Genomic DNA, 23015 nt, shown 5'->3' on the forward strand with positions numbered 1-23015 from the left:
GGAGGATCTCCTGACCGCCAGCCGCTCCGGTCTCATCCGGACATACAACGTTGGTGGAACCGCGGCCAGAGTCAACCGGCTACCCTCGCGGCGCCGGAAATAATCGGCCGCCGCGTCGCGATTCGCGACCGGCTCCGGTGCAGCCGTCAGGCCGACCGGCCGAGCAGCCCGGCATAGACCGCCAGAGTGTCGCCGACCATCCGCTCGAGGGAGAAGTGCGCCTCGACATGCGCGCGGCTCCGCCGGCCGAGGGCGTCGCGGGCGCTCGCGCCGAGGGAGAGCGCCTCGGTGAGGGCGGCGGCGAGCGCGGCCGGGTCGCCGGGCGGCACGCGCCATCCGGTGCGCTGGCTTGCGGGGGTCTCGGGCGGTGCCAGCACCGTTTCCGGCACGGCGCCGAGATCCGAGACGACCACCGGGGCGCCGAGCGCCTGCGCCTCCACGGCCGAGCGCCCGAAGGCCTCGGGCTCCACGGACGGCACCGCCACCACCGAGGCGGCGCGGAAGGCCGCCGGCATGTCGGTGCAGTGCCCGACCCGGCGGACGATGCCCCCGAGGCCGCGCGCGGCGATCAGCGCGTCGAGCTCGCGCTCGTAGGCGGCGCGGCCCTGCGGATCTCCGGCCAGGACCACGGCCAGATCGGGAACGCTGCGGTCGCGCATCTGCGCGGCGGCCTCGATCAGCACGCGATGGCCCTTCCAGGCGGTGAGGCGGGCGGCCAGCAGGATCACCCGCTCGTGCGGCGCCACGTTCCAGCTCCGGCGCAGCGCCTCGACCCGGGCGGCGCCGACCGCCACCGGGTTGAACACGGCGAGGTCCGTGCCCCGGTGGATCACTCGCACGCGGTCGCCGGCCTGCTCGGCATGGAGCCTATGGATCAGGTCCGCGGTGTAGTGCGAGTTGGCGATGACCACGTCGCCGCGGGCCATCACCGAGTTGTAGAGCACCTTCACGCCGGTCCGGCCGGAATAGCTGCCGTGATAGGTCGTGACGAACGGCAGTCCGAGCCGGCGCGCCGCCCCGAGGGCGACCCAGGCGGGCGCGCGGGAGCGGGCGTGGATGATCTGCACTTTCTCGCGGCGGCAGAGCGCCATCAGCCGCAGGACGTTCACCGCCATCGACGCCGGGTTCTTCGACGCGGCCGGGAATCGCAGCCAGTGACCGCCCTTGGCCTGCAACTCGCCGACGAGACGTCCGCCCTCCGTCGCCACCAGGGCGCGGGCGCCCACGGCCGCGAGGCCGCCCGCGACATCGACCGCGGTGCGCTCGGCGCCGCCCGCGTCGAGTTCGGGAATGATCTGCAGGATGCGGGCGCCCGCCAGCGCCCCGACTTCCGCCGGGAAACCCGACAGGGCGTGGGTTCCCTCGCCCGTCCGCGGGCCCTCGGCGAGGACGCGCAGGCCCCCGGCCGGTATCTGCCAAATGCTCGCTGCCATTGATCCAGCATCGCCGCCGGGCTTTACGGTCCGGTAAACGAGAGTTGAAGCCGAACCGTTCAGGACCGGACTTCGTCTACGTCGAGACAGGGATATCGGAGAGAACGATGACGGATACGGCCCCCGAGTTCCTCACCGTCGGCGCGGGTGACGCCGCCCGCCGCATCGCCGTGCGCGCGCGCGCGGGCGGTGGGCCACCCGTGGTCTGGCTCGGCGGGTTTCGCTCCGACATGACCGCCACCAAGGCGACGGCGCTGGATGCCTGGGCCGCGCGGACGGGCCGGGCGCTCGTCCGGTTCGACTACGCCGCGCACGGCGCCTCGAGCGGCACCTTCACGGACTGCACCATCTCGTGGTGGCTCGAGGACGCGCAGGCCGTCCTCGCGGCGTACGTGACGGAGGCCCCGGTCCTAGTCGGCTCGTCGATGGGTGGCTGGATCGCTTGCCTAGCGGCCCGCGACCGGGTCGCCCGCGGGCAGGCAACGGCTGGGCTGGTGCTCATCGCGCCGGCGCTGGACTTCACGGAGGAGCTGATCTGGAACCGTCTCAGCGAGGCGGCCCGCGCGATGCTGATCCGCGACGGCGTCCTCAGGAAGCCCAGCGATTACGCGCCTGAGCCGGACCCGATCACGCGGGCCCTCATCGACGACGGCCGCCGCCACTGCATGCTGGGCGGCCCGGTGGATCCGGCCTGCCCGGTACACATCCTCCAGGGCATGCGGGACACCGACGTCCCCTACACACACGCCCTCAAGACGATCGACCGTCTGCCGGCCGAGGGGACCGTGCTCACACTGATCGCCGACGGCGACCACCGCCTGTCGCGGCCGCGGGATATCGCGCGGCTCGTGGCGGCGGTGGCCGAGGTCGCCTGACCGGCCTCACGGTCGGGCCGGTCAGTGCAGGCTGACGGGCTGCAGGTCGTGCGCGGCGGCGTTGGCCAGGACCACGTCCCGCGAGTCCGCGAGCATGATCGGGGCGCCGCTCGCCGACAGCAGGGCGAACAGGTCGAGGCCGGGCGTCAGCTCGGGGGCCTGCGGGAAGAAGCGGCGGACCTCGTCGGACCGGATCGGCCGGACGTAGGCGATGTGCCCCTCGCCCAGCGCCGCGAGATCGGCGGGCTGGAACTCGGCCGGATCGAGATCGGCCGGAGTCAGAGGAGACGGGTTCAGATCGGTCATAAAGCCCTCCTGGGGTGGCAGAGCGTCCACCGCCGATCCTGAAGGCACCGGCGGCTCCGCCTTGATGTGGGGATCCGCGCCCGCCAATCAATCGGTCGGCGTCAGCCGCGGGCGCCGATATCGATCTTGCGCACGATGCGGTCCGGCTCCGGCCGGACCAGGTCGATCGACAGGAGGCCGTTGGCGAGGTCGGCGCCGAGGACCTCCATGCCGTCCGCGAGCAGAAAGGCCCGCTGGAACTGGCGCGCCGCGATGCCGCGGTGGAGGAAGTGCCGCTCGCGCTCGTCGACTTGCCGGCCGCGCACGACGAGCTGGCTCTCCTCCAACATCACGTCCAGCTGATCGCGGGTGAAGCCGGCCACCGCCAGGGTGATCCGCAGCCGCTCGGGCTCGCTCTCGGTGCGGGGCAGACGCTCGATGTTGTAGGGCGGGTAGCCGTCGTTCGCGGCCTTGGAGACCCGGTCGAGGGCCTGCTCGATCTCGTCGAAGCCGAGCAGGAACGGGTGCCCGAAGGGCGAGGATCGAGTCATCGCGGCCATCATCCAGAAAGCGAAGCCTCCGACCCCGGGATCTGCCGCAATCCCGGGATGCCTGAGCACCTCGTCGACAGGAGCCCGCCCGAGGCAGCACTCCGCCGGACGCGACGACGCCGGCAACTTCGAGATATGGCCAAGGCCTTCCGGGCCATCAAGGGAGGAGGTGGGTTTCGTCGGAAGGTCGCGCGTCGCGCATATCCGGGATGTTTCGGCAAAAATGTGCGGGATCGATAGGCAAAGCCTGGAACGGCCACGCTTTCTTCTAACAGTTTGGAACTGCTCTGATTTTCTGTCCGGGCCTTGATCCGGACGGCGGGCCTGGATACTGCCGCGACAGGCGACGATCCCGGTCTCGAGATTGATCGCCGCGATCTTTTTACGCGACGCGAGGCACCGGAGCCGTGAGCACGCCCATGACCCCGTCGGACCATGCGGCGATGCGGCGCGTCGCCGACGTGTGCGGCGACGAGGCCGATATCCTGGCCCTGTCGGTGGCCCGTTTCGTGGCCGCCGGCTACATGACCAGCGACGTCGCCTGCTGGAACGCGGCCTTCGACGGTGCCGAGCAGTTGCTCGGCCCGACGGAGGGCTGCCGCTTCGTCGCCTGCGTGGTCGCGATCATCCGGGCGCTCCGCGCGGAACGCGACGGTGACTGGTCGTTCATGCCGGCGAGCTGCTGCCGCGTGACCGGCCACGAATGCGCGCTGGTGAAGCTGATCAACCGGGGCCGGCAGCGACTCTGGGCGGATCTAGAGGCGGCCGCGGCCGAGATCACCGGCCAGGACGCGGCGCCGCGCCTCGTCGCGGCGGTCCGCGCCGCGGTCGGGCCGCTGGAGGCGGCGGCCGAGCGCCTCGCCCCGGCCACCTGCCCCGCCGGGACGGTGCTGCACTGATCCGACTCCCCGTCACCCCGCTCCGCGCGGCGCCAGCCGCCGGACGGCGCAAACTCGAAGAGGACCTTGTCACGGTGCTTGCCCTGCGCGCTCCCCTGTACCGCCGTCGGATCGGGCGCATCGCCCTCGACACGGCGGCCTGCTTCGCGCTCTCGGCGCTCCTCGTCGTGTCGGCCCTGGCGCAGGACGCCTCCGAGAAGGCGCCGATCAAGCTGCAGCTCAACAAGGTCGAGACCGCCGGTGAGGCCTGCCGGATCACCATGGTGATCGACAACAAGGGGTCGGGCCTCAAGGCCTACAAGGTGGATCTGTTCGCCTTCGACCCCGAGGGCGTCGCGCAGAAGCGCGTGGCCGTCGAGCTCGGGCCGCTGCCGCCGAAGAAGACCACCGTGAAGATCTTCGATTTCCCCGGCATCGCCTGCAACAAGGTCGGACGCGTCCTCTTGAACGACGTTCTGACCTGCGACGGCGGCGATTCCGGCCGCGAGGCCTGCCTCGAGCGGACCGAGACCGACAGCAAGGCCGGCCTCCCGTTCGACCGCTGATGCGGGTGGTGTGACGGTCGACGAGACCAAACCGCCCGGCGGCGAGGGCCGCCGGGCGGCCTGCGGCTTTCGCCGCACCCCGAGACGATGGCGGCGCAAGGCCGCGTGAGACCAGGACGCCAGGAGCCCGCGATGGACCCGACACAAGCCCCGATCGAGGCGGCCCACGACTTCTCGTTCCTCGGCCTGTTCCTGCAGGCAGACCCGATCGTGAAGGGCGTGATGATCCTGCTGGTGATCGCCTCGATCGCCTGCTGGACGGTGGTGTTCGAGAAGGTGATCCGGCTCGCCGCCGCGCGGCGCCAGGCCAAGGCCTTCGCGAACCTGGTCCGCTCCGGCGGCAGCCTCGACGGCGAGCATCGCGGCATCGCCGGCCACGTGGTGAAGGCGGCGATCGACGCGTGGCGCGATCAGGATTCCTCCGAGACCCGGGCCGAGCGCCGCGACCGCATCGAGCGGGCCATGAAGGGCGCCCTCGCCATCGAGGTGAAGCGCCTGCGCACCGGCCTGTCGCTGCTGGCGACCTCCGGCTCCACGGCCCCGTTCGTCGGGCTGTTCGGCACCGTCTGGGGCATCATGAACTCGTTCTCGTCCATCGCCCGAAGCCAGGACACCTCGCTCGCCGTGGTGGCGCCGGGCATCGCGGAAGCCCTGTTCGCGACCGCGATCGGTCTCGTCGTCGCGATCCCGGCGGTGATGGCCTACAACAAGCTCGCGAGCGACGTGAGCGGCATCCAGAGCACCTTCTCGTCCTACATCTCGGTTCTGGGCAACCGCCTCGCGCGCGACCGCGCCGGCGCCCACCGCGCGGCCGCCGAGTAGAGCGGCCGCGCCCGCCCCCAGAGAGCCGAACGTAAAGGTACCGGAGACGCCCCATGGCGATGGGATCCATTCGCGCGAACGACGACGACGACCTCGACGACGTGCCGATGTCCGACATCAACGTCACCCCGATGGTCGACGTGATGCTCGTGCTGCTGATCATCTTCATGGTCGCCGCGCCGCTGATGACCACCGGCGTGCCGGTCCAGCTGCCGAAGACCGCGGCCCCCAAGGTCGCGCAGTCGAAGAAGCCCGCCGAGGTGACGGTCGACAAGGACGGCAACCCGTCCATCGCCAAGGAGGTGTTCACGATGGAGAGCATCGTGCCGCGCCTGCGCGAGATGGCGGCCGCCGACAAGGATCAGGTCATCCTCGTGCGCGGCGACCGCGACGTGCCCTACGGCAAGGTCATGGAGGTCATGGGGCTCGTCGGGCAGGCGGGCTTCACCAAGGTGTCGCTGATCGCGCAGTCGCCCGGCGGCGCCGCTCCGGCCGCACCCGCCGCCGCTCCCGCAGGGACCGCGCGCTGAGCCGATGAGCACCTACACGTCGACGGATATGCCGGCCGGTCTCGGTGAGCGCCGCCCGTCCGGGCTGCTGGCCGCCTTCCTGGTTGCTCTGGGCCTGCACGCCTGCGTGCTCGCCGCGGTGATGTTGCTGCGGCTGTCTCCGCCGGCACCGCCCGGCGAGCAGCAGATCACCGTCGACCTTGCGCCGCTCATGACCGACGCGGCCACCGAGGCCCCGGCGGAACAGCAGATGAGCCAGGAGGCGCCGCCGGAGACGAAGCCGGTGGACGCGCCGCCCGACGAGGCCGTCCAGCCGCCGCCGACCGAGATGACCGAGGTGAACCCGGAGGACACCCAGGCGGTCGAGATGCCGCAAGAGGCTCAGCCCGTGGAGGCGCAGAGCCAGGTGATCACCTCCGCGTCGGAGGCCGCCGAGCCGCTGGCACCGCCGCCCACGGAGGTCGCGAAGACCGAGGAGCCGCCGAAGCCGACGCCCGATCCGGCCAAGCTGAAGGCGGAACGGGAAGCCAAGCTGCGCAAGGTCCGGGAGGAGAAGCTCCGCGAGCAGAAGCGCGAGGAGGCGCGGCAAGAGCGCCTGGAGGAGATCCGCGAGGCCAAGGCCAAGGCGGCGCGCGAGGCCAAGGCGCGCGAGGCCAAAGCCCGGGCGGGCGCCGAGCGGAGTTCGGCGTCGGCCTCGCGCGAGAACGCGGCCGGGCGGGCCGCCGCGGGCAACGACCCGAGCGCCATGCGGCAGTGGCAGGGCGCGATCAGCGCGGCGATCCACAGCCGGATGAACGTGAACGCGGCCGTCGGCACCGGCGGCGGGACCGCAGTGGTTCGGTTCACCGTGATGCGCTCGGGCCAGGTGACGGGTGCGGGCGTGGCCCGATCCAGCGGGGTCGGCCAGATCGATAGCGCGGCCCTCGCGGCGGTGCGCGGCTCCATGCCGGCCGCGCCATCCGGCGTGACGCAGTCGAGCCTCTCGATCTCCATTCCGCTCAACTTCCGCGTGCGCTGATCGAGCGACGATCGGGCCCAGTTCCTCTCGGCTGAACATGGGCCCGGGCCGGATCGTCCAGCGGACGCATACGAATAGTGTGCGCCGTCAGTCCCGGCCGGCGATCCGGATTCGCCATCGGCCGCGCGGGCATGCTAAAGCCTTCGTGAACCTGCCCTCCCCGCGCGCCTGACGGCGATGCGGGAGGGCGCCGATCCGGCCTCGCCCTCCGCCCGTCAGAACAGGCCGGACCCGCTCAGACCCCGTCCCGCGCAGGCTGCGCCGGGTCGGATCCGTCGAGCCGGGGTGAAAGGGACAGGATGAGCGACGACACTGAGTACGACCTCGACGAGGTGAATGCCACCCGCGACGCGGAGGCGGAAGCCAAGACCCGCGCCGAGAACCGCGCCGAGCGCGCGGAACGGGCGGAACGCATGGCTCGCGAGGGCGCCCAGGCGATGGCGGAGCATCACGCGGCCATCAAGGCGATGGACGAGCGGACCGTGCGGCTGCGCTCGCTCCGGCTCGCCAAGGAGGCCGCGGACGCGCAGGCCAAGGCGGCGGAGAAGGAAGCCAAGGCGGCCGCGAAGAGCAGCGCGAAGAAGGCCGCGCCGAAGAAGTCGTCCGCGAAGGGCTAGAGGTCGATGGCCGAAGACCGCAATCGCCGCCGCTTCACCGACCCGCGCGCGGCAGCCGAGGCGGCGTTCCGGGCCGCCACGAGCCCGAAGCCCGCTGCCCCGCCGCCGCAGGCGGTACCGCGGCCGGCGGCGATCCCGGGCTCGCGGGAAGTGGTGAGCCTGCGCCTCGACAGCGCCGTGCTCGCGCATTTCCAGAAGGACGGGCCGGGCTGGCAGGACCGCATCAACGAGGCGCTCAAGGCCCTCGTCCCGGCCGCCGAGGCCTGAGCCGTCCCACGCGCGAGGAGCCTTCGACCCGGGGCCGGCCGCTCAGACCGGCTTCGGCCGCTCGCGCAGGATCCGGTTCACCGCCCGGTCGAGGGCGGACAGGAAGGCCGACCGGTCGGCGCGCGAGAAGGGCTTCGGCCCGCCCGTGATGGTGCCGGCCTCGCGCAACGATTGCATCAGGTCGCGCGTGGCGAGGGCGAGACCGATCCCGGCCTCGCTGAACGGTTTGCCGGTGAATGCCAGGACCGTGGCGCCGGCCTTAACGCAGCGCGCGGCCAGCGGGACGTCGGCGGTGAGCACGATGCTCCCGGGTCCGGCCCGCGCGGCGATCCAGTCGTCGGCGGCGTCGAGTTCCGGGCCGACGACCACCCGCTCGATCCAGGGCTCGCGCGGCAGGTTCAGGACGCTGTTGGCGACGACGTGGACGGTCAGGCCGTAGCGTTCGGCGACCCGGTAGGTCTCGTCCTTGACCGGGCACGCATCGGCGTCGAGGTAGATCGGCGGGCGCGGCGCGGCACTCATGGGCGGGTCACTCGTGAGCGAGGCACTCAAGGGCGAGGCACCAGCTTCGAGGTGAAGCCCGCCAGGATCAGGAGCACGCCCAAGGCGAACTGCCCGTGCTCGATATCGCCGCCGACCGACAGCACGATGGCGCGGCCGAAGACGACGAGCCCGATCAGCGGCAGCCCGAAGCGCAGCGCCATCTTCACGGCGATCAGGGCGTTGGCCCGCCCGGTGCGCGTCCCGGCCATCAGCGGGCGACCGCGGCGCGTCGGGGCGACAGATCCGCCACGGGCGCGGTCTCGGCGGGACCGCGCTCCAGGGTCGCGACGGAGAGTGGCGCACCGCGGCCGCGAAGCGCGTGGGCGCCGAGGGAGCGCGCGCGCACCCCGGCCGGCAGGCGCGGCAGGCGGTTGAGGAGATCCTGCGAGATCAGGATGCCGACGCCGAGTGGGCGGCACAGGGCCTCGATCCGCGACGTCACGTTCACGGCGTCGCCGAAATACGCGATCTTGTGGCGGTCGACCCCGACTTCGGCCGTGACCACCGAGCCGCCGTGCAGCGCCGCCCGCAGCCGCGGGACCGTGCCGAACCGCGCGGTCCAGGCCTCGGCGTCCGCCTCGATCCGGTCGAGCACCTCGAACACGCAGGTCACGCAGCGCGCGTCCTTCAGGCCGCGGGCAATCGGCCACGTCACCATGGCGAGATCGCCGATGTAGTCGTCGACCGAGCCGCCGTTGCGCCGCACCGGCTCGGCGAGCGTCGCGAACACGGCGCTGAGGTATTCCTGGGCTCGCAGGTCGCCGTGGGTCTCCGCGAAGGCCGTGGAGCCGACGACGTCGAGGAACAGGAAGACCCGCTCCTCCGCAACCGGCTTGTGGTAGCGGCCGATCATGAAGTTCACGAACACCTCGCCGCCGATCAGGTCGCGCATCCGTATGACGAAGACCAGCAGGCCCGACACGGCCAGGGCGTAGGCCAGGACCCGCGCGGTCATGCGGGTCGCGGTCGTGAGGTCGTCCGGTGTCAGGGCGAACGCCCAGACGACCAGCCCGCCCAGCGCGTTCCCCGCCATGATCATCAGCACGTAGGCGAGTTCCGCGGCCAGCACGTAGAGCCAGGCCGGCAGCCGGCGGATCCGCGCTTGCAGGCCGGCGAGGATCAGCCCGCGGTCGAACGCCAGCACTGTGGCGCCCATGCAGAGGCCGTAGGTGAATCCGGCGAGGGGCGAGGCGCCGGCCGCGAAGATGATGTTGTAGAGCAACCCCGCGCCGGCCGCCGCCAGCAGGATCAGACCCCAGAATATCCGGTGAGCCGGCAGCATCGAGGCATCTCCAGCATGGCCAGCCGACGGACCGTGCGGTGGGTCCGGGTGTCGAGTGGCCCTGCGCGGCGGCGCTGCGCGGGGCAGCGCAGGCTCGGCAAGCCCGCACCGCCTCACTTCGGGCCTGGGCCTAAAGTTTAGCGCCGCGGGTGGCCGCATGCCATTGCTCAACGCCCCAAGATGGCGCGAGTAAGGCGTGCCGGGTTGTTGCGCGGACGAGCCGTGATACGCCGGCGGCCCGGGACACGACCGGACCGCCGCCTGCAACCCCTGTGACAGCGAAGAGGGAGCGCTGCCATGTACGCCAGGAGCTTCGGCGCGACGCGCGTCTCTGTGCCGGTGATCGGCCAGGGCACGTGGCACATCGACAGTTCGGACCGGACGGACGCGATCCGGGCACTGCGGGCCGGGATCGACGCCGGCATGACCCATATCGACACCGCTGAGATGTACGGCGACGCCGAGGCGATCGTCGCCGCCGCCGCCGCGGATTGCCGCGAGGAGGTGTTCCTCGTCTCGAAGGTGGTGCCGGGCAACGCGACGCGCCGGGGCGTCGCGCGGGCCTGCGAGGCCTCGCTCCGCCGCCTGCGCACGGATCGGCTGGACTGCTACCTGCTGCACTGGCCGGGCCAGCACCCGCTGGAGGAGACGATCGCGGGCTTCGAGGACCTGCGCCGGGCAGGCAAGATCCTGTCCTGGGGCGTCAGCAACTTCGACGTCGAGGATCTCGATCGCGCCCTCGCCATCGCGGGGCCGGACCGGATCGCGTGCAATCAGGTCCTCTACCACCTGAACGAGCGGGCCATCGAGCACGCCGTGCTGCCCTGGTGCGAGAAGCACGGCGTCGCGATGGTCGGCTACTCGCCCTTCGGCAGCGGCGACTTCCCCGATCCGGCCAGCGCCGGCGGCCGCGTGCTGGCGGGCATCGCGCAGAATCACGGCACGACGCCCTACGCGGTGGCCCTCGCCTACCTGACCCGGCTGCCGGGCACGTTCACGATCCCCAAGACCGGTCGCCCGGACCGGGCCATCGAGAATGCCGGCGCGGCGGACCTGCACCTGGGCGCGGCCGAGATCGCCCTGATCGACGCGCATTTCCCGCGGGGACCGCGCCCCCGGATGCTGCCGATGCTCTGATCCAAGGGCCGGCTCAGGCCCGCAGCGCCAGGGTCACCGGATCCACCGGCGCGGCGGCGCGAACGCGGTTGCGACCGGCCTTCTTGGCCGCGTAGAGGGCCGCGTCCGCCGCCGTGAACAGGCCTTCGGGCGGATCGCCACCGCCCGGGTCGGCGCTGGCGATGCCGATGCTGACCGTGGCGCTGCCCCCGACCTCCGGAGCGTGGGGGATGCGGAGGTTCACCACGGCGCGGCGGATGCGCTCCGCCGCCACGCTGGCGGCCGTCGCGTCGAGGCCCGGCAGCAGGGCGACGAACTCCTCGCCGCCGATCCGGAAGCTGAGTCCAGCGGTGTCGAGGGTCCGCTGCAGGCAATCCGCCACCGCCCTCAGCACCTCGTCGCCGCGCTGGTGACCGAAGCGGTCGTTGAACTGCTTGAAGTGGTCGGCATCGACGATCATGAGCGCCAGAGGCGTCCGGAGCTGGGCGGCCCGCTTCCACTCCAGGGCGAAGTGCTCGTCGTAGCTGCGCCGGTTCGGCAGACCGGTCAGGCCGTCGGTCCGGGCGAGCACGGCGAGCGCGGCGTTGGCCTCGCGGGTGGAGGCCTCGGCGGCCACGTGTCGCCCGACCTCCCGGTGCAGCAGGACTGTCAGGCCGAAGGAGAGCACGCAGAGGCACAGGATCAGGACGCCGACGATCGCCGCCTTGTAGATCCAGACGGCGCGGATACTGTCGACATCCGTCGCCACGGTCACGATCAGCGGCAGGTCGTCGAGGTCGGCGAAGCTGTAGACCCGCTCGACGCCGTCCAGGAAGGAGCGCCCCTGGAACTCCCCGCGCGGCTTGGCACGGTACATCTTGTAGCCGGGGCTCGCGCTGATGCTCTGGCCGAGCGCCTGCGGCCGTGCCGGCGCCCGGATCAGGAGCGTTCCGTCCCGATGAAAGACGTTCAGGGCGATGCCGTCGTCGAAGTGCAGACGCTCGAACAGGGCCTGGAAATGCGCGAGCTTGATCGATCCCGCGACCATTCCGGCGAATGAGCCGTCCGGCGTGCGGATCCGCCGGGTCAATCGGATGATCTGCTCCCCGGTCAGGCGGGACTCGGTCGGTCCGGCCAGGATCAGGCCCGCATCGGGATTCGCGCGATGGATCTCGAATTCCGGCAGCGACGCCAAGTTGGGTCGGTTCTGCAGGGTTCGATCGCTCGTCAGCCGGACGTCGCCGGCCGCGTCCGTGATGGCGATCGGACCGAGGCCGGATCCCGCCACCGCGGTGTCGAACAGCGCTAGGCGCCGGATGTCCGGATCCAGGGCCGCGATGTCGGCCCGGCTCGCGAGCCGTGCGGAGTTCTGCAGCGAGAGGTCGTAGACCCGCAGGCTGTGGCCAACACCCTCCTCGATCACCGCCAGAAGGTTCGACGCGTTGCGGCGCGCGTTGTGCCAAGCGACGTCGCGCAGATCGAGGCACAGATACACGCCGAGCAGCGTCAGGCAGAGCAGCAGGCAAGTGCCGCCCGCCGCGATCAGGCGCGAGGCGCGATCGTCGAGATGGGCTCGGATCGCTGTGGCGGTCGCGCGCAGGAGCATGGGCTCGATCGGGCTGCCGCCGGCCGCGCCATTGCGGTTGACGGACTTGCTGCTGACCCGATCTTAAGTCGGTGAAGATTGAAAAAGGGGTCATTAGCAGCATTAAGAAGCGCCAAATCGCTGCTAATACAAATACAGGCCAGTGCGCCTGTAAGTGCTGGCGCCGCGCGCCCGTCAGGGACCGGAACCCCGCCATCGTCGGCAGCTACAGGACGATGCGCGTCGCGGGCCGCCTCCTGCCCGTGACGCGCGCCGACGCGTGCCTCCCGCGGAACGCGGCGCGTCAGTCGCCGATGCCGAACAGCTTCTCGATGAAGTTGCGGTCGTCCTTCTGGGCGCGCCGCGCCGGCGCGGCTTGACGCGGCGCCGGCGCCTCCGGCTCGCCGAGGATCTGACCGAGGAGCCCGCCCGGGCCGGTCGGGGCGGCGCTCGCCACCGAGGCGGTCGTCTCCGGCTGCCGGCGCCAGCGGTTGAGGCCCGGGAGCGGGACGGGCGTCTGCCCCTTCAGGGCCTGGGTCATGTAGGTCTTCCAGATCTCCGCCGGCAGGTTGCCGCCGGTGACCTTCTTGGTGAGCTCGCCATCGTCGTTGCCGAGCCAGACCCCGGTCACGAGGCTGCCCGAGAAGCCCATGAACCACGCGTCGCGGTAATCCTGGGTGGTGCCGCTCTTGCCCGCGAGGTCCCAGCCCGGGATGTCGGCCTTCTTGCCGGTGCCGCTGACGAAGGTCTCGTGCATCATGGCATTCATCATGCCGTCGGCATTGGCGTCGATGACCCGACCCAGACCGTTGTCGGAGCGCTTGTAGAGGACCTTCCCGTCCTGGCTCTTCACGGCGGTGACCACGTAGGGGATCACGCCGATGCCGCCGTTGGCGAAGGCCCCGTAGGCGCCGACCATCTCCAGGAGCGTGACTTCGGACGTGCCGAGGGCGATGGAGCCGTTGGCCTGGAGCGGCGAGGTGATGCCGAGCCGCTGCGCGGTCTGGACCACGGTCTTCGGCCCGACCTCCTGGCCGAGGCGCACCGCGACGGTGTTGAGCGACTGGGCGAGCGCCGTCCGCAGGGTGACGGGACCCTCGTAGCGGTGGGAGTAGTTCTCCGGCGCCCAGTTGCCGATCCGGATCGGCGCGTCCTCCCGGACCGTGTCGGGCGTGGCACCGTGCTCCACGGCCGCGAGGTACACGAAGGGCTTGAACGAGGAGCCGGGTTGACGCTTGGCGGTCGTGGCCCGGTTGAACTGGCTCTGCGCGTAGTCGCGGCCGCCGATCAGGGCGCGGATGGCGCCGTCGGGCCGCATCGAGACCAGCGCCCCTTGGCTGACGTTGAAGCGCGTGCCCTTGGCGTTGAGCTCGTCGGTGAGCGCCTTCTCGGCCGCCGCCTGGAGACTCGGATCGACGGTGGTCTGGACCGTGATGTCGGTGTCGAACTTGCCGACGTAATCGTCGAGCACGTCCATCACGAGATCGGCGACGTAGTTGGCCGATCCGCCGCCGCGGGCGTTGGCAGGCTTCGCCGGCTGGGCGAGCGCCACCTTCACGTCCTGGGCCGCCGCGAAGCCCAGCTCCTGCATGGCGGCGAGCACCTGGGCGGCGCGGGCCTGGGCGGCCGGGAGGTTGCGGTTGGGGGCGAGACGCGAGGGCGCCTGCACGAGCCCGCCGAGCATCGCGGCCTGCGCGAGGCTCACCTCCTTGGCGGGCTTGCCGAAATAGCGCTGCGCCGCCGCCTCGACGCCGTAGGCGCCGGCGCCGAAATAGACGCGGTTCAGGTAGAGTTCGAGGATCTCGTCCTTGGTGTACTTGTGCTCGAGCCAGAGCGCGAGGATCGCCTCCTGGATCTTGCGAGAGGCCGAGCGCTCCGGCGTCAGGAACAGGTTCTTGGCGAGCTGCTGGGTCAGGGTCGAGCCGCCCTGCGCGACGCCGCGCCGGGTCAGGTTCTGGCCGATGGCGCGCACGATGCCGACCGGATCGACGCCGAAATGCTGGTAGAAGCGCCGGTCCTCGATCGCCACGAAGGCGCGCGGCAGGTAGGGCGGCAGCTCCTTGATCGACACGACCCGGCCGCCGGTCTCGCCGCGATTGGCGAGCAGGGAGCCGTCGCTCGCCAGGATGGCGATGTTGGGCGGCCGCTTCGGCACCGCGAGCTGGTCGATCGGCGGCAGCTGCGAGGCGTGATAGGCGATGAGCCCGGCGAGCCCGATCACCCCCCACAGGCCGAGGACGACGGCGCCGTAGACGATGCGGCCGAGCCAGGAGCGCCGGCGTCGGCCGCGACCCGAGGCCTTCGCCCGCCCCGTGGTCCGTGTCGGCGCCTTGTTCGGCTGCCGCGCCCCGCCGCCCGATCGCTTCGCCACGCCGTCTCCTGCCCCGGGACGGTCCTCCCGGGTCAGGCGCAGGTCGAGTTCGCCGCGATCCCGCGCGCGCCCCTCGGGCACGTCGAAGTTCGGCTCAATCCTGCCCCGACCCTTGGCCATGCATCCCGTCTTCGAATGTTCCGCCACGACGCGCGTCTGTGAGGCGCGCCGGAGGACGGTCTCCGCACGCCAAATGCGGCGGTTTCGCGCCCCGTCCGGAATTGACACGGGAGCCGGCACAGCCGGACATCCTTGTCGTAACCGTTTGTGACCGCTTCGCGGTACGGTGCGGAAAAAGGCTGGCCATTCCGTTAAGGACCGCGCCGGACCGGTCGGATCGAAACCGGACGCCGCGCCTCGGCACGGCGCCGCGCTAGTGCGCGGCGCCCTGAAGCTCGCCCGTGCTCGCCAGGATCGCTTCCTGCAACGCGGTCGCTGCCACGTGGTGGCGGCCCGGGCCGAGCACGACGAACTCGACCGTGCCGAGCGGAGGCAGGCCGACCGCCTCGGGGATCGCGGCGAGGCCCGGCGGCATGACCTTGGCCGAGTGCGGCGCAATGCCTAGGCCCGCCTCGACGGCGGCCCGCAGGCCCATCAGGCTGCCGCTGGTGCAGGCCACCCGCCAGGACCGGCCCACCGCCTCGAGGGCGTCGAGCGCCAGGGTGCGGGTCATCGAGGGCGGCGGGTAGAGCACCAGAGGCAAGGGCTTGGCCGGATCCGGGACGAAGCCGGGCCTGCCCGCCCAGGTCAGGTCCTCGGTCCAGGTCAGGGTTCCGCGCGGATCGCCGCGCCGACGCTTGCAGAAGATCACGTCGAACTCGCCCGAATCGTAGCCCTGGTAGAGGGCGCGGCTCAGCCCGACCGTGATCTGGAGATCGACCGCGTCGTGCCGAGCGGCGAAGCGGGCCAGGACCTGCGCCAGGGCCGACAGGGTGTAGTCCTCGGAGACGCCGAGCCGGATGCGGCCGCGCAGGCCACCCGGCGAGAAGAAGGCGCGCAGCCGGTCCTGCGCGTCGACCACATCGCGGGCGAAGCCGATCATGGCCTGGCCGTCAGGCGTTGGGGCGACCCGGTGCGTGTCCCGCGTCAGGAGCGCGCGACCGAGAGCGTGTTCGAGCCGCGCGATGTGCCCGCTCACGGTGGATTGCCGGAGCCCGAGCGCCTGGGCCGCGGCCGTGAAGCTGCTACTCTCGACGACGGCCAGGAACGAGCGCAGCAGCTCGACGTTCAGGTTGCCTATCATGGTTCATGATAACCGATATCGGTAACGCCGCGGGCCAGCGCCGCGTTAGGATTCGAGACAGACCCGTCTCAGAGCCGCACCGCGAAGCCTCGTCCGATGTCCGCACCCGTGATCATGACCACCCTCTTCGTCGGTGGCCTCGTGGCGATCCCGACGCTCGGCCGGTGGGCCGTACAGGTCACGGAGGTGCTCGCCTCCCTGCTGGCGACCGCCACCGTGTTGGTCGTGATCCTGTACCTCTGCGATCGCTGGCCGGACTACTTCGCCAACCCGCGGATGCCGGTCGGCACGATGGCGACACCGTTCGCCGAGTGAGACGATGACCCGTCCCGCGCGTTCGCAGACTCTGGGGAACGGCCCCTCCGCGGGCGCGGCCCTGGCGTTCGTCGCCGGCTTCGTCGATGCGGCGGCCTTCATCGCCCTGACCGGCCTCTTCACCGCCCACGTCACCGGCAACTTCGTCCTGATCGGCGCCGAGCTGATCGCGAGCTCCAGCGGCGTGCTGGCCAAGCTCCTGGCGCTGCCCGTCTTCGTCGGGGCGGTGGCGGCGGCGCGGGTTCTGGCCTTGCTGCTGGAGCGGCGGGGTTCCGACCCCCTGCCCTGGCTCCTCGCCGTCGAGGTGGCGCTGCTCGCGGGGTTCGGCCTGTGCGGCACCGTGTGGTCGCCTCTCGGCGGGGCGGATGGCGCCGCCTCCATCGCCGTCGGCATGCTCGCGGTCGCGGCCATGGGCCTGCAGAACGCCGTCGGCCGCCTGTCCCTCGGCCATCTCGCACCCACGACGGTCATGACCGTGAGTGTCAGCCAAGCCGTCATCGACGCGACCGACCTCGCCCTGGGGAGCGGCGAGCAGCGCGATCAGACCCGGAAGCGTTTCCTGCGCGTGCTGCCGGCGATCGCGGCCTTCGCCGCGGGCGCGTTGTGCGGAGCCTTCGGGATCGCGCATCTCGCCTTCGGCAGCATCGTCCTGCCGCTCGGCATTCTGGTGGCCCTGATCATCTTGGCCGCGGCGCCCGGCGAGGCCGGCGGCGCGCCGTGAGGAGCGGCGCCCCGAGGCGGTCAGGCGGCGACCGGCGTCACGGTTCGGCGGACGACCCGCCGAGCACCCGGCGGGCCTCGGCGAGCAGCACGGAGTGGCGCTCCGCCTGCGGGCCGGAATCCGGGGTCTCGCGGCCGAGCCGGGCGATGCGCGCCCGGAACAGGCGCCGGCGCAGGCCGAACCGGCGGACGCTCATCACCAGTGCCTGAAGCACGAGGCGGACGGCCTCCGTCCGCTCACGCTCCTCCACGATCGCCGCCGCGAGAGCGGCCTCGCGGCGGAGCGCGGCCTCGAGCTCGCCCCGGACGGCGACGCGGGCCGCCTCGTCCTTGCGCGCCGCGTCGAGCTGGATCCGGCATTCCTGCAGCGCGCTGAGCAGCAGAAGCTCCTGCGCGGACGCATCCCTCATCAAGGCCTCCCGAGGCGCCGCCTCCCGTCCGCCGACGGGTCGTTCCACCCGATCGCCGTCGCGCCGGCCGCGGACCGGCCGGCGCGCATCCTCGTGCGACGCCATAGCGAGCGCGGCCGCTGGCCGGAAGCCGCCGACCGGATTATTCGGCACGCACACCGCAAACGACGGGGGAATCGGGCACGTGCAGATCCGGATCGCTCTGGCCTTCGGGGCCATCACGCTGGGAGGCGGCGCGGTGGCACCCGCCCCGGTCCAGGCCTATCAGCTGGACACGGTGAACCTGGTCGGCTGCGCGCAGGAGGGCGGCGTCTGCCGGATGCCCTACCCCACCAACGTCTATTACGGCGTGCCCGGCCGGACGAACGGCCGGCCGTTTCCGCAGGGTGGCGTCGTGCCCTGCAATACCCAGACCTTCGGCGATCCGGCACCGGGCCAGGCGAAGAGCTGCTGGTTCGCTCCGCGGATCAACGCGGGCGGTGGCGGAGGCTACGGCGGCGGGGGCTACGGCGGCGGTGGCTACGGCGGTGGCGGCGGGGGTGCCTACGGCGGCGGGGGCGGCTACCGGAATGACGGCTACGACGACCGGCGGGACGCCTACCGCGACCGCCGCGACTACGACCGCCCGCCGCCGCGCCGCCCCTACGACGACGATTACGGGCCGGGGCCGCGCCGCTACCGCGGTGATCCCGACGAGTACTGATCTCGGTTGAGCAGGGCAGGCACGGGAACGTATTTGCCCTGTTAACCGCGATCCGGCATCGTCCGGCTCCGCGGAGCCGCGAAACCGGACGGAGGAGCTGATGACGGAGAATCGCCGCGGCACCTTCCGGAAGAACGCCTTCACGTTCGGCGCCGTGCTGCTCGACGGCGGCGAGGTGAGCTGCCTGGTCTGGGACGCCACCGAGGTCGGCGCGCAGATCGAGGTCGAGGACGATCAGGCCGTGCCGGACCGCTTCGCGCTTCGTGTCAGCGCGGGCACCGAACCGCGCTTGGCCACCGTGGCGTGGCGGCGCAGCCGGCGGATCGGCATCGCCTTCGACGGCTGAGGCCCCTCAGGTCGCCTGCAGGGCCGGGCGCGGCTTAGGCCCGGACCCGACCAGCCGGAACCGGCGCGGCCGCACGAACAGCAGGTCGAGCGCCGTCCCGCGGACCAGCCGCTCCAGCACCAGCGGCAGGACCACCGCCACCGCCATGACCGTCAGGCTCGCGAGGCCGATATCGGTGATCGCGCCGGTGCGCACAAGGATCTCCCGGGTCGCCGCCATCGGCAGCGAGAAGGCGAGGTAGATCACGATCGAGCGCTGGCCGCAGGTCCGGATCGCCTCGGCAACCGGGCCGCCGGCGCGGCCGATCAGGGCGGCCGCCACCACGATCGCGAGGGCACCGGCCGCGCCGAGGGCGAGGCTCAGCAGCGGCAGGCTGGCGAGGGTCGGGTGGTCCGGCAGGCCGGACGGGGTCAGCGCGAGCCAGCCCTCCAGGAGCGCCCAGGCGGCGAGGCCGAACAGGGCGAGGGGGACGCGGCGGCGCGCCGCGTCGGCGAGCGCGACGATCCGCCCGGCGAACAGGTAGCCCGCGACGAAGTAGACGTAGCGGGCGCAGAACTCCTCGATCAGGGTCGCGTCGCTGCGGATGTCGGCGATCTGCAGCAGGGCGGCGCCGGCGAGGAGCACGCCGCCGGGCACGCGGCGCAGGGCCTTCGTGACCACCGAGAACACCGCCAGAAGGTAGATGAACCAGAGGGTGGAATAGGGCTCGATCAGCGCGTGGGCGAGGTGCGCCGCGAAGGCCGCGGGGCCGGCATCGCCGACGATCTTGCCGTACTTGGCGGCCGACTGGATCACCAGCCAGAGCAGGTAGAAGTAGGCGAAGTGGACGACCCGGCGGTCGGAGAACAGGCGCCAGTCGCGGTCGATGACCCGTCCCACGAACAGGCCGGAGAGCAGGAAGAAATCCGGGATCCGGAACGGCTTCGCGAAGGCGACGACCGGGTGGAGGAAGCCCTCGCCGCCCATGGCCTCGCCGGTGCCGATGACCGAGTGCATCATGACGACCAGGAGGATGCAGATCCCCTTGGCGATATCGACCCAGGCGAGCCGATCCCCCGTATCCCCGACCCCGGCCATCGACCCACCCCTCGCGATCGGCGCGATCCTGGACCGGTTCGGGTTGACGGCAAGGAACGGGGCGGCCGCCACCTGCGGATGTGACGAACGCGCGGTAAATCCGGCCGGTCAGATGTCAGGTGTTGCGCCGCGCCGACCGCCGGTCGCGGGTCATGCGCGTGGCGGCGTGGAAATCGTCGGGCTTGCCGCGGACCCAGACGAGGAAGCGCGCGATCTCCGGATCGGCGCGCAGGGCCTCGACGTCGGCGAGGCGTTTGGCGATCTCCGCCTCACTGTAGCGGGCATGGATCGCCGAGTGGCAGATCTGGTGCAGCCGGACCGTGCCGCGATGGGTCCCGCCCTTCAGCTTCGGCGTGAGATGATGGAGGCTGGAGCGGGCGCGGCGCGGAATCGGGCGCTCGCAGAGGGGGCAGACCGGGTCCGGCAGGCCCGGGACGCCCGGCGCGTCCGGATCCTCGGCGCTCCAGCGCTGCGAGCGCCGTCCGACCACGCGAGCCTCCCTCTCCTACCCCTGCTGTTCCACCGGCTGCGGGCAGGCCGAACCGACGCGGGGTCCGAACAGCGTCTCGGCCTCGCGATCCCGGCTGCCCAGGATGGAGACGTGGTCCCCCGGGATCACGTCGATCCGCGCCCGCGGACCGGCCGCCTCGGCGAGGTTCCGCGCCAGCTTGGCCGGCACCACCGTGTCGTCGCGGCCCTGCACGATCAGCACCGGCGCCGTGCCACCGCGGATGCGCAGGTCCGAGCGGTACGTGTCGCGCAGGAGCCAGATCGGGGCTAGCGGGACATGCAGCCGCACGGTGTGGCTCATCGAGTCGAAGGGCGCCTCCAGGTACAGCCCGATTGCCGGCTCCCGCTGGGCGACGGCCACGGCCACGGCGGCCCCGAGGGAATGGCCGTGGAGCAGGATCGGCGCGCCGGGCGCCCGCGCCCGCGCGGCCTCCACCGCCGCCAGCCCGTCGCGGATCAGCCCGTCCTCGCTCGGACTCCCGGTCGAGCCGGGGTAGCCGCGATAGGCCAAAGTCAGCACGCCCCAGCCGCGCGCCCGCCAGGGCTCCGCGGCGAAGCGGGCCGCGTGCGGCTCGGGGCGCGACCCGTTGCCGTGGAAGCTCACGACGACGCCGCAGCCCGGCCGCGGCGGCCGCCACAGGCCGTGCAGAGTCTCGCCGTCGGGCGTCGCGACCGTGATTGCCGCGAGGCCGGGCGGGGTCGTCCACGGGTTCTGCGGCCCGAAGGCGCCCGGATAGAGGAACCGGCGCTGCCCGAGCGCGAGTGCGGCGCAGGCCAGCCCGCAGAGGAGGAGCGCGGCGAGCAGGAGGCCGGCGAGGAGACGCATGCGGTGCGGGAGAACGGGTGCGTTCGGACGAACGGTTTACGGGATGTGTTTTCTACGGCCGCCGGTCAGCATTGACAAAGCCCTCCGCGAGCCCGAGTCTGGAACCGTTCCGAGGGGGGCCCTGCAGAGGGCTGAGATTGGGCACGCTGCCCTGACCCTTGAACCTGATCCGGCTCATACCGGCGGAGGGACGGGAACCTGCGGTCGCATCCTGCGCGACCCCATCTCATCTCGGCCATCGCGTGGACCGGACCACTCCAGCACGAGGAGAGGCCCACGATGAACGCACCCGTTCTCCCGAAGGACGTGAAAGGCAGCCCCGAGACCGTGACCACCGGTCCGGTGACCGGATCGCGCAAGGCGTATGCGAACCCGGCCGGGCGGCCGGACATCCGCGTACCCTATCGCGAGATCGTCCTCTCCGATCCGAAGGAGGAACCGGTGCGGGTCTACGACCCGTCGGGCCCCTACACCGAGACCGATGCCCGCATCGACCTCAATGCCGGCCTTCCCGGCGTGCGCGAGCCCTGGGTCGCGGCGCGCGGCTACGCGGCCGTCGCGCCGCGGGCGGTGAAGCCCGAGGATAACGGCTTCGCGGGCGACAAGCTCGTGGCCCCCTGCCCCGCCGAGCGGACCATCCGCAAGGCGGCCCCGGGCCAGATGGTCACCCAGTACGAGTTCGCCCGCGCGGGGATCATCACCGAGGAGATGATCTACGTCGCCCATCGCGAGAACGTCTGCCGCGAGACGATGCTCGCGGGCGCCGAGGCCGCGCTGGCCGACGGCCAGAGCTTCGGGGCCTCTGTCCCGCCCTTCATCACCCCGGAATTCGTGCGCGACGAGATCGCCCGCGGTCGGGCGATCATCCCGGCCAACATCAACCACACCGAGCTGGAGCCGATGGCGATCGGCCGGAACTTCCTGGTCAAGATCAACGCCAACATCGGCAACTCGGCCGTCACCTCCTCGGCCGCCGACGAGGTCGAGAAGCTGGTCTGGTCGATCCGCTGGGGCGCCGACACGGTCATGGACCTGTCCACCGGCCGCAACATCCACAACATCCGCTCGTGGATCATCCGCAACAGCCCGGTCCCGATCGGCACGGTGCCGATCTACCAGGCGCTGGAGAAGGTCGGCGGCGACCCGCTGAAGCTCGACTGGGAGGTGTTCAAGGACACGCTGATCGAGCAGGCCGAGCAGGGCATCGACTACTTCACCATCCATGCCGGCGTGCGGCTCGCCCACGTGCCGCTGACCGCGCGGCGCGTCACCGGCATCGTCTCGCGCGGCGGCTCGATCATGGCCCGCTGGTGCCTCGCCGGGCACCGGGAATCTTTCCTCTACGAGCGGTTCGACGAGATCTGCGACATCATGCGGGCCTACGACGTGTCGTTCTCGCTGGGCGACGGCCTGCGCCCGGGCTCGATCGCCGACGCCAACGACGCCGCCCAGTTCGGCGAGCTGGAGACGCTCGGCGAGCTGACCAAGGTCGCCTGGGACAAGGGCTGCCAAGTGATGATCGAGGGCCCCGGCCACGTGCCGATGCACAAGATCAAGGTCAACATGGAGAAGCAGCTCAAGGAGTGCGGCGAGGCGCCGTTCTACACCCTCGGCCCGCTGACCACCGACATCGCCCCCGGCTACGACCACATCACCTCGGGCATCGGCGCCGCGATGATCGGCTGGTTCGGCACCGCGATGCTCTGCTACGTCACCCCGAAGGAGCATCTCGGCCTGCCCGACCGGGACGACGTGAAGACCGGCGTCATCACCTACAAGATCGCCGCCCACGCCGCCGACCTCGCCAAGGGGCACCCCGCCGCGCAGCTGCGCGACGACGCGCTGAGCCGCGCCCGGTTCGACTTCCGCTGGGAGGACCAGTTCAACCTGGGCCTCGATCCGGACACGGCCCGGCGCTTCCACGACGAGACCCTGCCGAAGGACGCCCACAAGGTCGCGCATTTCTGCTCGATGTGCGGGCCGAAGTTCTGCTCGATGAAGATCACGCAGGACCTGCGCGCCGAGGTGCTGGCGATGGAGGAGGCCGGCGAGGTCGTTGGCGCCGCGCCCGCGATGTCGAAGGCCGAGGCCGAGGCCGGGATGCGGGCGAAGTCGCAGGAGTTTCTGGCCGAGGGCGGCAAGCTCTACGTCGACGCCGCCGAGTGACA

The 23015-nt window shown here is 71.7% G+C and carries 27 protein-coding genes and 1 riboswitch; of the genes, 14 read left to right on the forward strand and 13 right to left on the reverse strand.

The annotated features are described in order from the left end of the window. Window positions 1-146: 146 nt before the first annotated feature. Window positions 147-1433, reverse strand: a complete 1287-nt coding sequence (locus LOK46_RS17045; protein WP_273559051.1) for a glycosyltransferase family 4 protein — start codon at window positions 1431-1433, stop codon at window positions 147-149. Window positions 1434-1540: 107 nt separating this feature from the next. Here LOK46_RS17045 and LOK46_RS17050 point away from each other — a divergent pair, with 107 nt between their 5' ends. Further along, entirely contained in the window at window positions 1541-2308 is a 768-nt protein-coding gene (locus tag LOK46_RS17050) for an alpha/beta hydrolase (RefSeq protein ID WP_273559053.1), read from the forward strand. A gap of 21 nt (window positions 2309-2329) precedes the next feature. On the opposite strand, the gene LOK46_RS17055 is transcribed toward LOK46_RS17050, so the two are convergent. Next, the gene (locus LOK46_RS17055; RefSeq protein WP_273559055.1) at window positions 2330-2614 is read right to left on the reverse strand and encodes a DUF1150 domain-containing protein; all 285 of its coding nucleotides are present in this window, start codon (window positions 2612-2614) and stop codon (window positions 2330-2332) included. A 101-nt stretch (window positions 2615-2715) separates the two neighbouring features. After that, window positions 2716-3144 carry an Hsp20 family protein gene (locus tag LOK46_RS17060; RefSeq protein ID WP_012320108.1) on the reverse strand — a complete coding sequence of 143 codons (429 nt, stop codon included), beginning with the start codon at window positions 3142-3144 and terminating at the stop codon, window positions 2716-2718. Window positions 3145-3563: 419 nt separating this feature from the next. Between LOK46_RS17060 and LOK46_RS17065 the strand changes: the two genes are divergently transcribed. The 7 genes from LOK46_RS17065 to LOK46_RS17095 all read left to right on the forward strand — a co-directional run bounded on the left by LOK46_RS17065 (window position 3564) and on the right by LOK46_RS17095 (window position 7821). Beyond that, window positions 3564-4043 (forward strand): hypothetical protein, encoded by a 480-nt coding sequence (locus LOK46_RS17065; RefSeq protein ID WP_273559058.1) that lies wholly within the window; start codon window positions 3564-3566, stop codon window positions 4041-4043. Window positions 4044-4117: 74 nt separating this feature from the next. Then, window positions 4118-4588 carry a Tat pathway signal protein gene (locus LOK46_RS17070; protein ID WP_273559060.1) on the forward strand — a complete coding sequence of 157 codons (471 nt, stop codon included), beginning with the start codon at window positions 4118-4120 and terminating at the stop codon, window positions 4586-4588. A 132-nt stretch (window positions 4589-4720) separates the two neighbouring features. Next, window positions 4721-5410: a MotA/TolQ/ExbB proton channel family protein gene (locus tag LOK46_RS17075; RefSeq protein ID WP_273559062.1), complete on the forward strand. Its 690-nt coding sequence runs from the start codon at window positions 4721-4723 to the stop codon at window positions 5408-5410. A gap of 53 nt (window positions 5411-5463) precedes the next feature. Next, window positions 5464-5940: an ExbD/TolR family protein gene (locus LOK46_RS17080; RefSeq protein WP_273559065.1), complete on the forward strand. Its 477-nt coding sequence runs from the start codon at window positions 5464-5466 to the stop codon at window positions 5938-5940. Between the two features lie 4 nt (window positions 5941-5944). Beyond that, window positions 5945-6937, forward strand: coding sequence for a cell envelope integrity protein TolA (gene tolA / locus LOK46_RS17085; protein ID WP_273559067.1), 993 nt, complete (start codon window positions 5945-5947; stop codon window positions 6935-6937). A gap of 299 nt (window positions 6938-7236) precedes the next feature. Continuing rightward, window positions 7237-7554, forward strand: coding sequence for a hypothetical protein (locus tag LOK46_RS17090; protein WP_273559069.1), 318 nt, complete (start codon window positions 7237-7239; stop codon window positions 7552-7554). 6 nt (window positions 7555-7560) lie between these two features. After that, window positions 7561-7821 carry a BrnA antitoxin family protein gene (locus LOK46_RS17095; RefSeq protein ID WP_273559071.1) on the forward strand — a complete coding sequence of 87 codons (261 nt, stop codon included), beginning with the start codon at window positions 7561-7563 and terminating at the stop codon, window positions 7819-7821. Between the two features lie 42 nt (window positions 7822-7863). Here the strand turns inward: LOK46_RS17095 and LOK46_RS17100 are convergent, their stop codons facing one another. From LOK46_RS17100 to LOK46_RS17110, 3 genes are read right to left on the reverse strand one after another with little or no spacing between them, the layout of a single operon-like run. Continuing rightward, window positions 7864-8343, reverse strand: coding sequence for a YaiI/YqxD family protein (locus tag LOK46_RS17100; RefSeq protein ID WP_273559073.1), 480 nt, complete (start codon window positions 8341-8343; stop codon window positions 7864-7866). A 26-nt stretch (window positions 8344-8369) separates the two neighbouring features. Beyond that, window positions 8370-8573, reverse strand: coding sequence for a hypothetical protein (locus LOK46_RS17105; protein WP_273559075.1), 204 nt, complete (start codon window positions 8571-8573; stop codon window positions 8370-8372). Further along, window positions 8573-9646, reverse strand: coding sequence for an adenylate/guanylate cyclase domain-containing protein (locus LOK46_RS17110; RefSeq protein WP_273559077.1), 1074 nt, complete (start codon window positions 9644-9646; stop codon window positions 8573-8575). Before LOK46_RS17110 ends, LOK46_RS17105 begins: the two co-directional genes overlap by 1 nt. Window positions 9647-9943: 297 nt before the next feature. Between LOK46_RS17110 and LOK46_RS17115 the strand changes: the two genes are divergently transcribed. Beyond that, on the forward strand, window positions 9944-10783 hold the full coding sequence (locus LOK46_RS17115) for an aldo/keto reductase (protein ID WP_273559079.1): 840 nt from the start codon (window positions 9944-9946) through the stop codon (window positions 10781-10783). A 13-nt stretch (window positions 10784-10796) separates the two neighbouring features. On the opposite strand, the gene LOK46_RS17120 is transcribed toward LOK46_RS17115, so the two are convergent. The 3 genes from LOK46_RS17120 to LOK46_RS17130 form a co-directional block, all read right to left on the reverse strand. Beyond that, the gene (locus LOK46_RS17120) at window positions 10797-12347 is read right to left on the reverse strand and encodes a GGDEF domain-containing protein (RefSeq protein ID WP_273559081.1); all 1551 of its coding nucleotides are present in this window, start codon (window positions 12345-12347) and stop codon (window positions 10797-10799) included. A 283-nt stretch (window positions 12348-12630) separates the two neighbouring features. Beyond that, window positions 12631-14817 (reverse strand): transglycosylase domain-containing protein, encoded by a 2187-nt coding sequence (locus tag LOK46_RS17125; protein ID WP_273559083.1) that lies wholly within the window; start codon window positions 14815-14817, stop codon window positions 12631-12633. A gap of 253 nt (window positions 14818-15070) precedes the next feature. Next, complete coding sequence (locus tag LOK46_RS17130; protein WP_273559085.1) at window positions 15071-15940, reverse strand: LysR family transcriptional regulator; 870 nt, start codon at window positions 15938-15940, stop codon at window positions 15071-15073. Window positions 15941-16036: 96 nt separating this feature from the next. Between LOK46_RS17130 and LOK46_RS17135 the strand changes: the two genes are divergently transcribed. Both LOK46_RS17135 and LOK46_RS17140 read left to right on the forward strand, forming a co-directional pair. Continuing rightward, window positions 16037-16255, forward strand: coding sequence for a hypothetical protein (locus tag LOK46_RS17135; protein WP_273559086.1), 219 nt, complete (start codon window positions 16037-16039; stop codon window positions 16253-16255). Window positions 16256-16259: 4 nt separating this feature from the next. Next, a complete protein-coding gene (locus LOK46_RS17140) occupies window positions 16260-16976 on the forward strand; it encodes a YoaK family protein (protein ID WP_273559088.1) in 717 nt (238 codons plus the stop codon). Between the two features lie 37 nt (window positions 16977-17013). On the opposite strand, the gene LOK46_RS17145 is transcribed toward LOK46_RS17140, so the two are convergent. Beyond that, window positions 17014-17385 (reverse strand): ATP-dependent helicase, encoded by a 372-nt coding sequence (locus LOK46_RS17145; RefSeq protein ID WP_273559090.1) that lies wholly within the window; start codon window positions 17383-17385, stop codon window positions 17014-17016. A gap of 184 nt (window positions 17386-17569) precedes the next feature. On the opposite strand from LOK46_RS17145, the gene LOK46_RS17150 reads away from it, so the two are divergent. Both LOK46_RS17150 and LOK46_RS17155 read left to right on the forward strand, forming a co-directional pair. Continuing rightward, complete coding sequence (locus tag LOK46_RS17150) at window positions 17570-18088, forward strand: hypothetical protein (RefSeq protein ID WP_273559091.1); 519 nt, start codon at window positions 17570-17572, stop codon at window positions 18086-18088. Between the two features lie 100 nt (window positions 18089-18188). After that, window positions 18189-18434, forward strand: a complete 246-nt coding sequence (locus LOK46_RS17155; RefSeq protein WP_273559093.1) for a pilus assembly protein PilZ — start codon at window positions 18189-18191, stop codon at window positions 18432-18434. A gap of 6 nt (window positions 18435-18440) precedes the next feature. Here the strand turns inward: LOK46_RS17155 and LOK46_RS17160 are convergent, their stop codons facing one another. The 3 genes from LOK46_RS17160 to LOK46_RS17170 form a co-directional block, all read right to left on the reverse strand. After that, on the reverse strand, window positions 18441-19511 hold the full coding sequence (locus LOK46_RS17160) for an acyltransferase family protein (protein WP_273559094.1): 1071 nt from the start codon (window positions 19509-19511) through the stop codon (window positions 18441-18443). 115 nt (window positions 19512-19626) lie between these two features. Then, entirely contained in the window at window positions 19627-20001 is a 375-nt protein-coding gene (locus tag LOK46_RS17165) for a restriction endonuclease (RefSeq protein WP_273559095.1), read from the reverse strand. A 15-nt stretch (window positions 20002-20016) separates the two neighbouring features. Then, window positions 20017-20847, reverse strand: a complete 831-nt coding sequence (locus tag LOK46_RS17170) for an alpha/beta hydrolase (protein WP_273559097.1) — start codon at window positions 20845-20847, stop codon at window positions 20017-20019. 102 nt (window positions 20848-20949) lie between these two features. Further along, window positions 20950-21055, forward strand: a riboswitch (TPP riboswitch). Window positions 21056-21126: 71 nt separating this feature from the next. On the opposite strand from LOK46_RS17170, the gene thiC reads away from it, so the two are divergent. Next, window positions 21127-23013, forward strand: coding sequence for a phosphomethylpyrimidine synthase ThiC (thiC, locus tag LOK46_RS17175; protein ID WP_273559098.1), 1887 nt, complete (start codon window positions 21127-21129; stop codon window positions 23011-23013). Window positions 23014-23015: the final 2 nt, after the last annotated feature.

The organism is Methylobacterium sp. NMS14P (assembly GCF_028583545.1).
GTDB lineage: Bacteria > Pseudomonadota > Alphaproteobacteria > Rhizobiales > Beijerinckiaceae > Methylobacterium.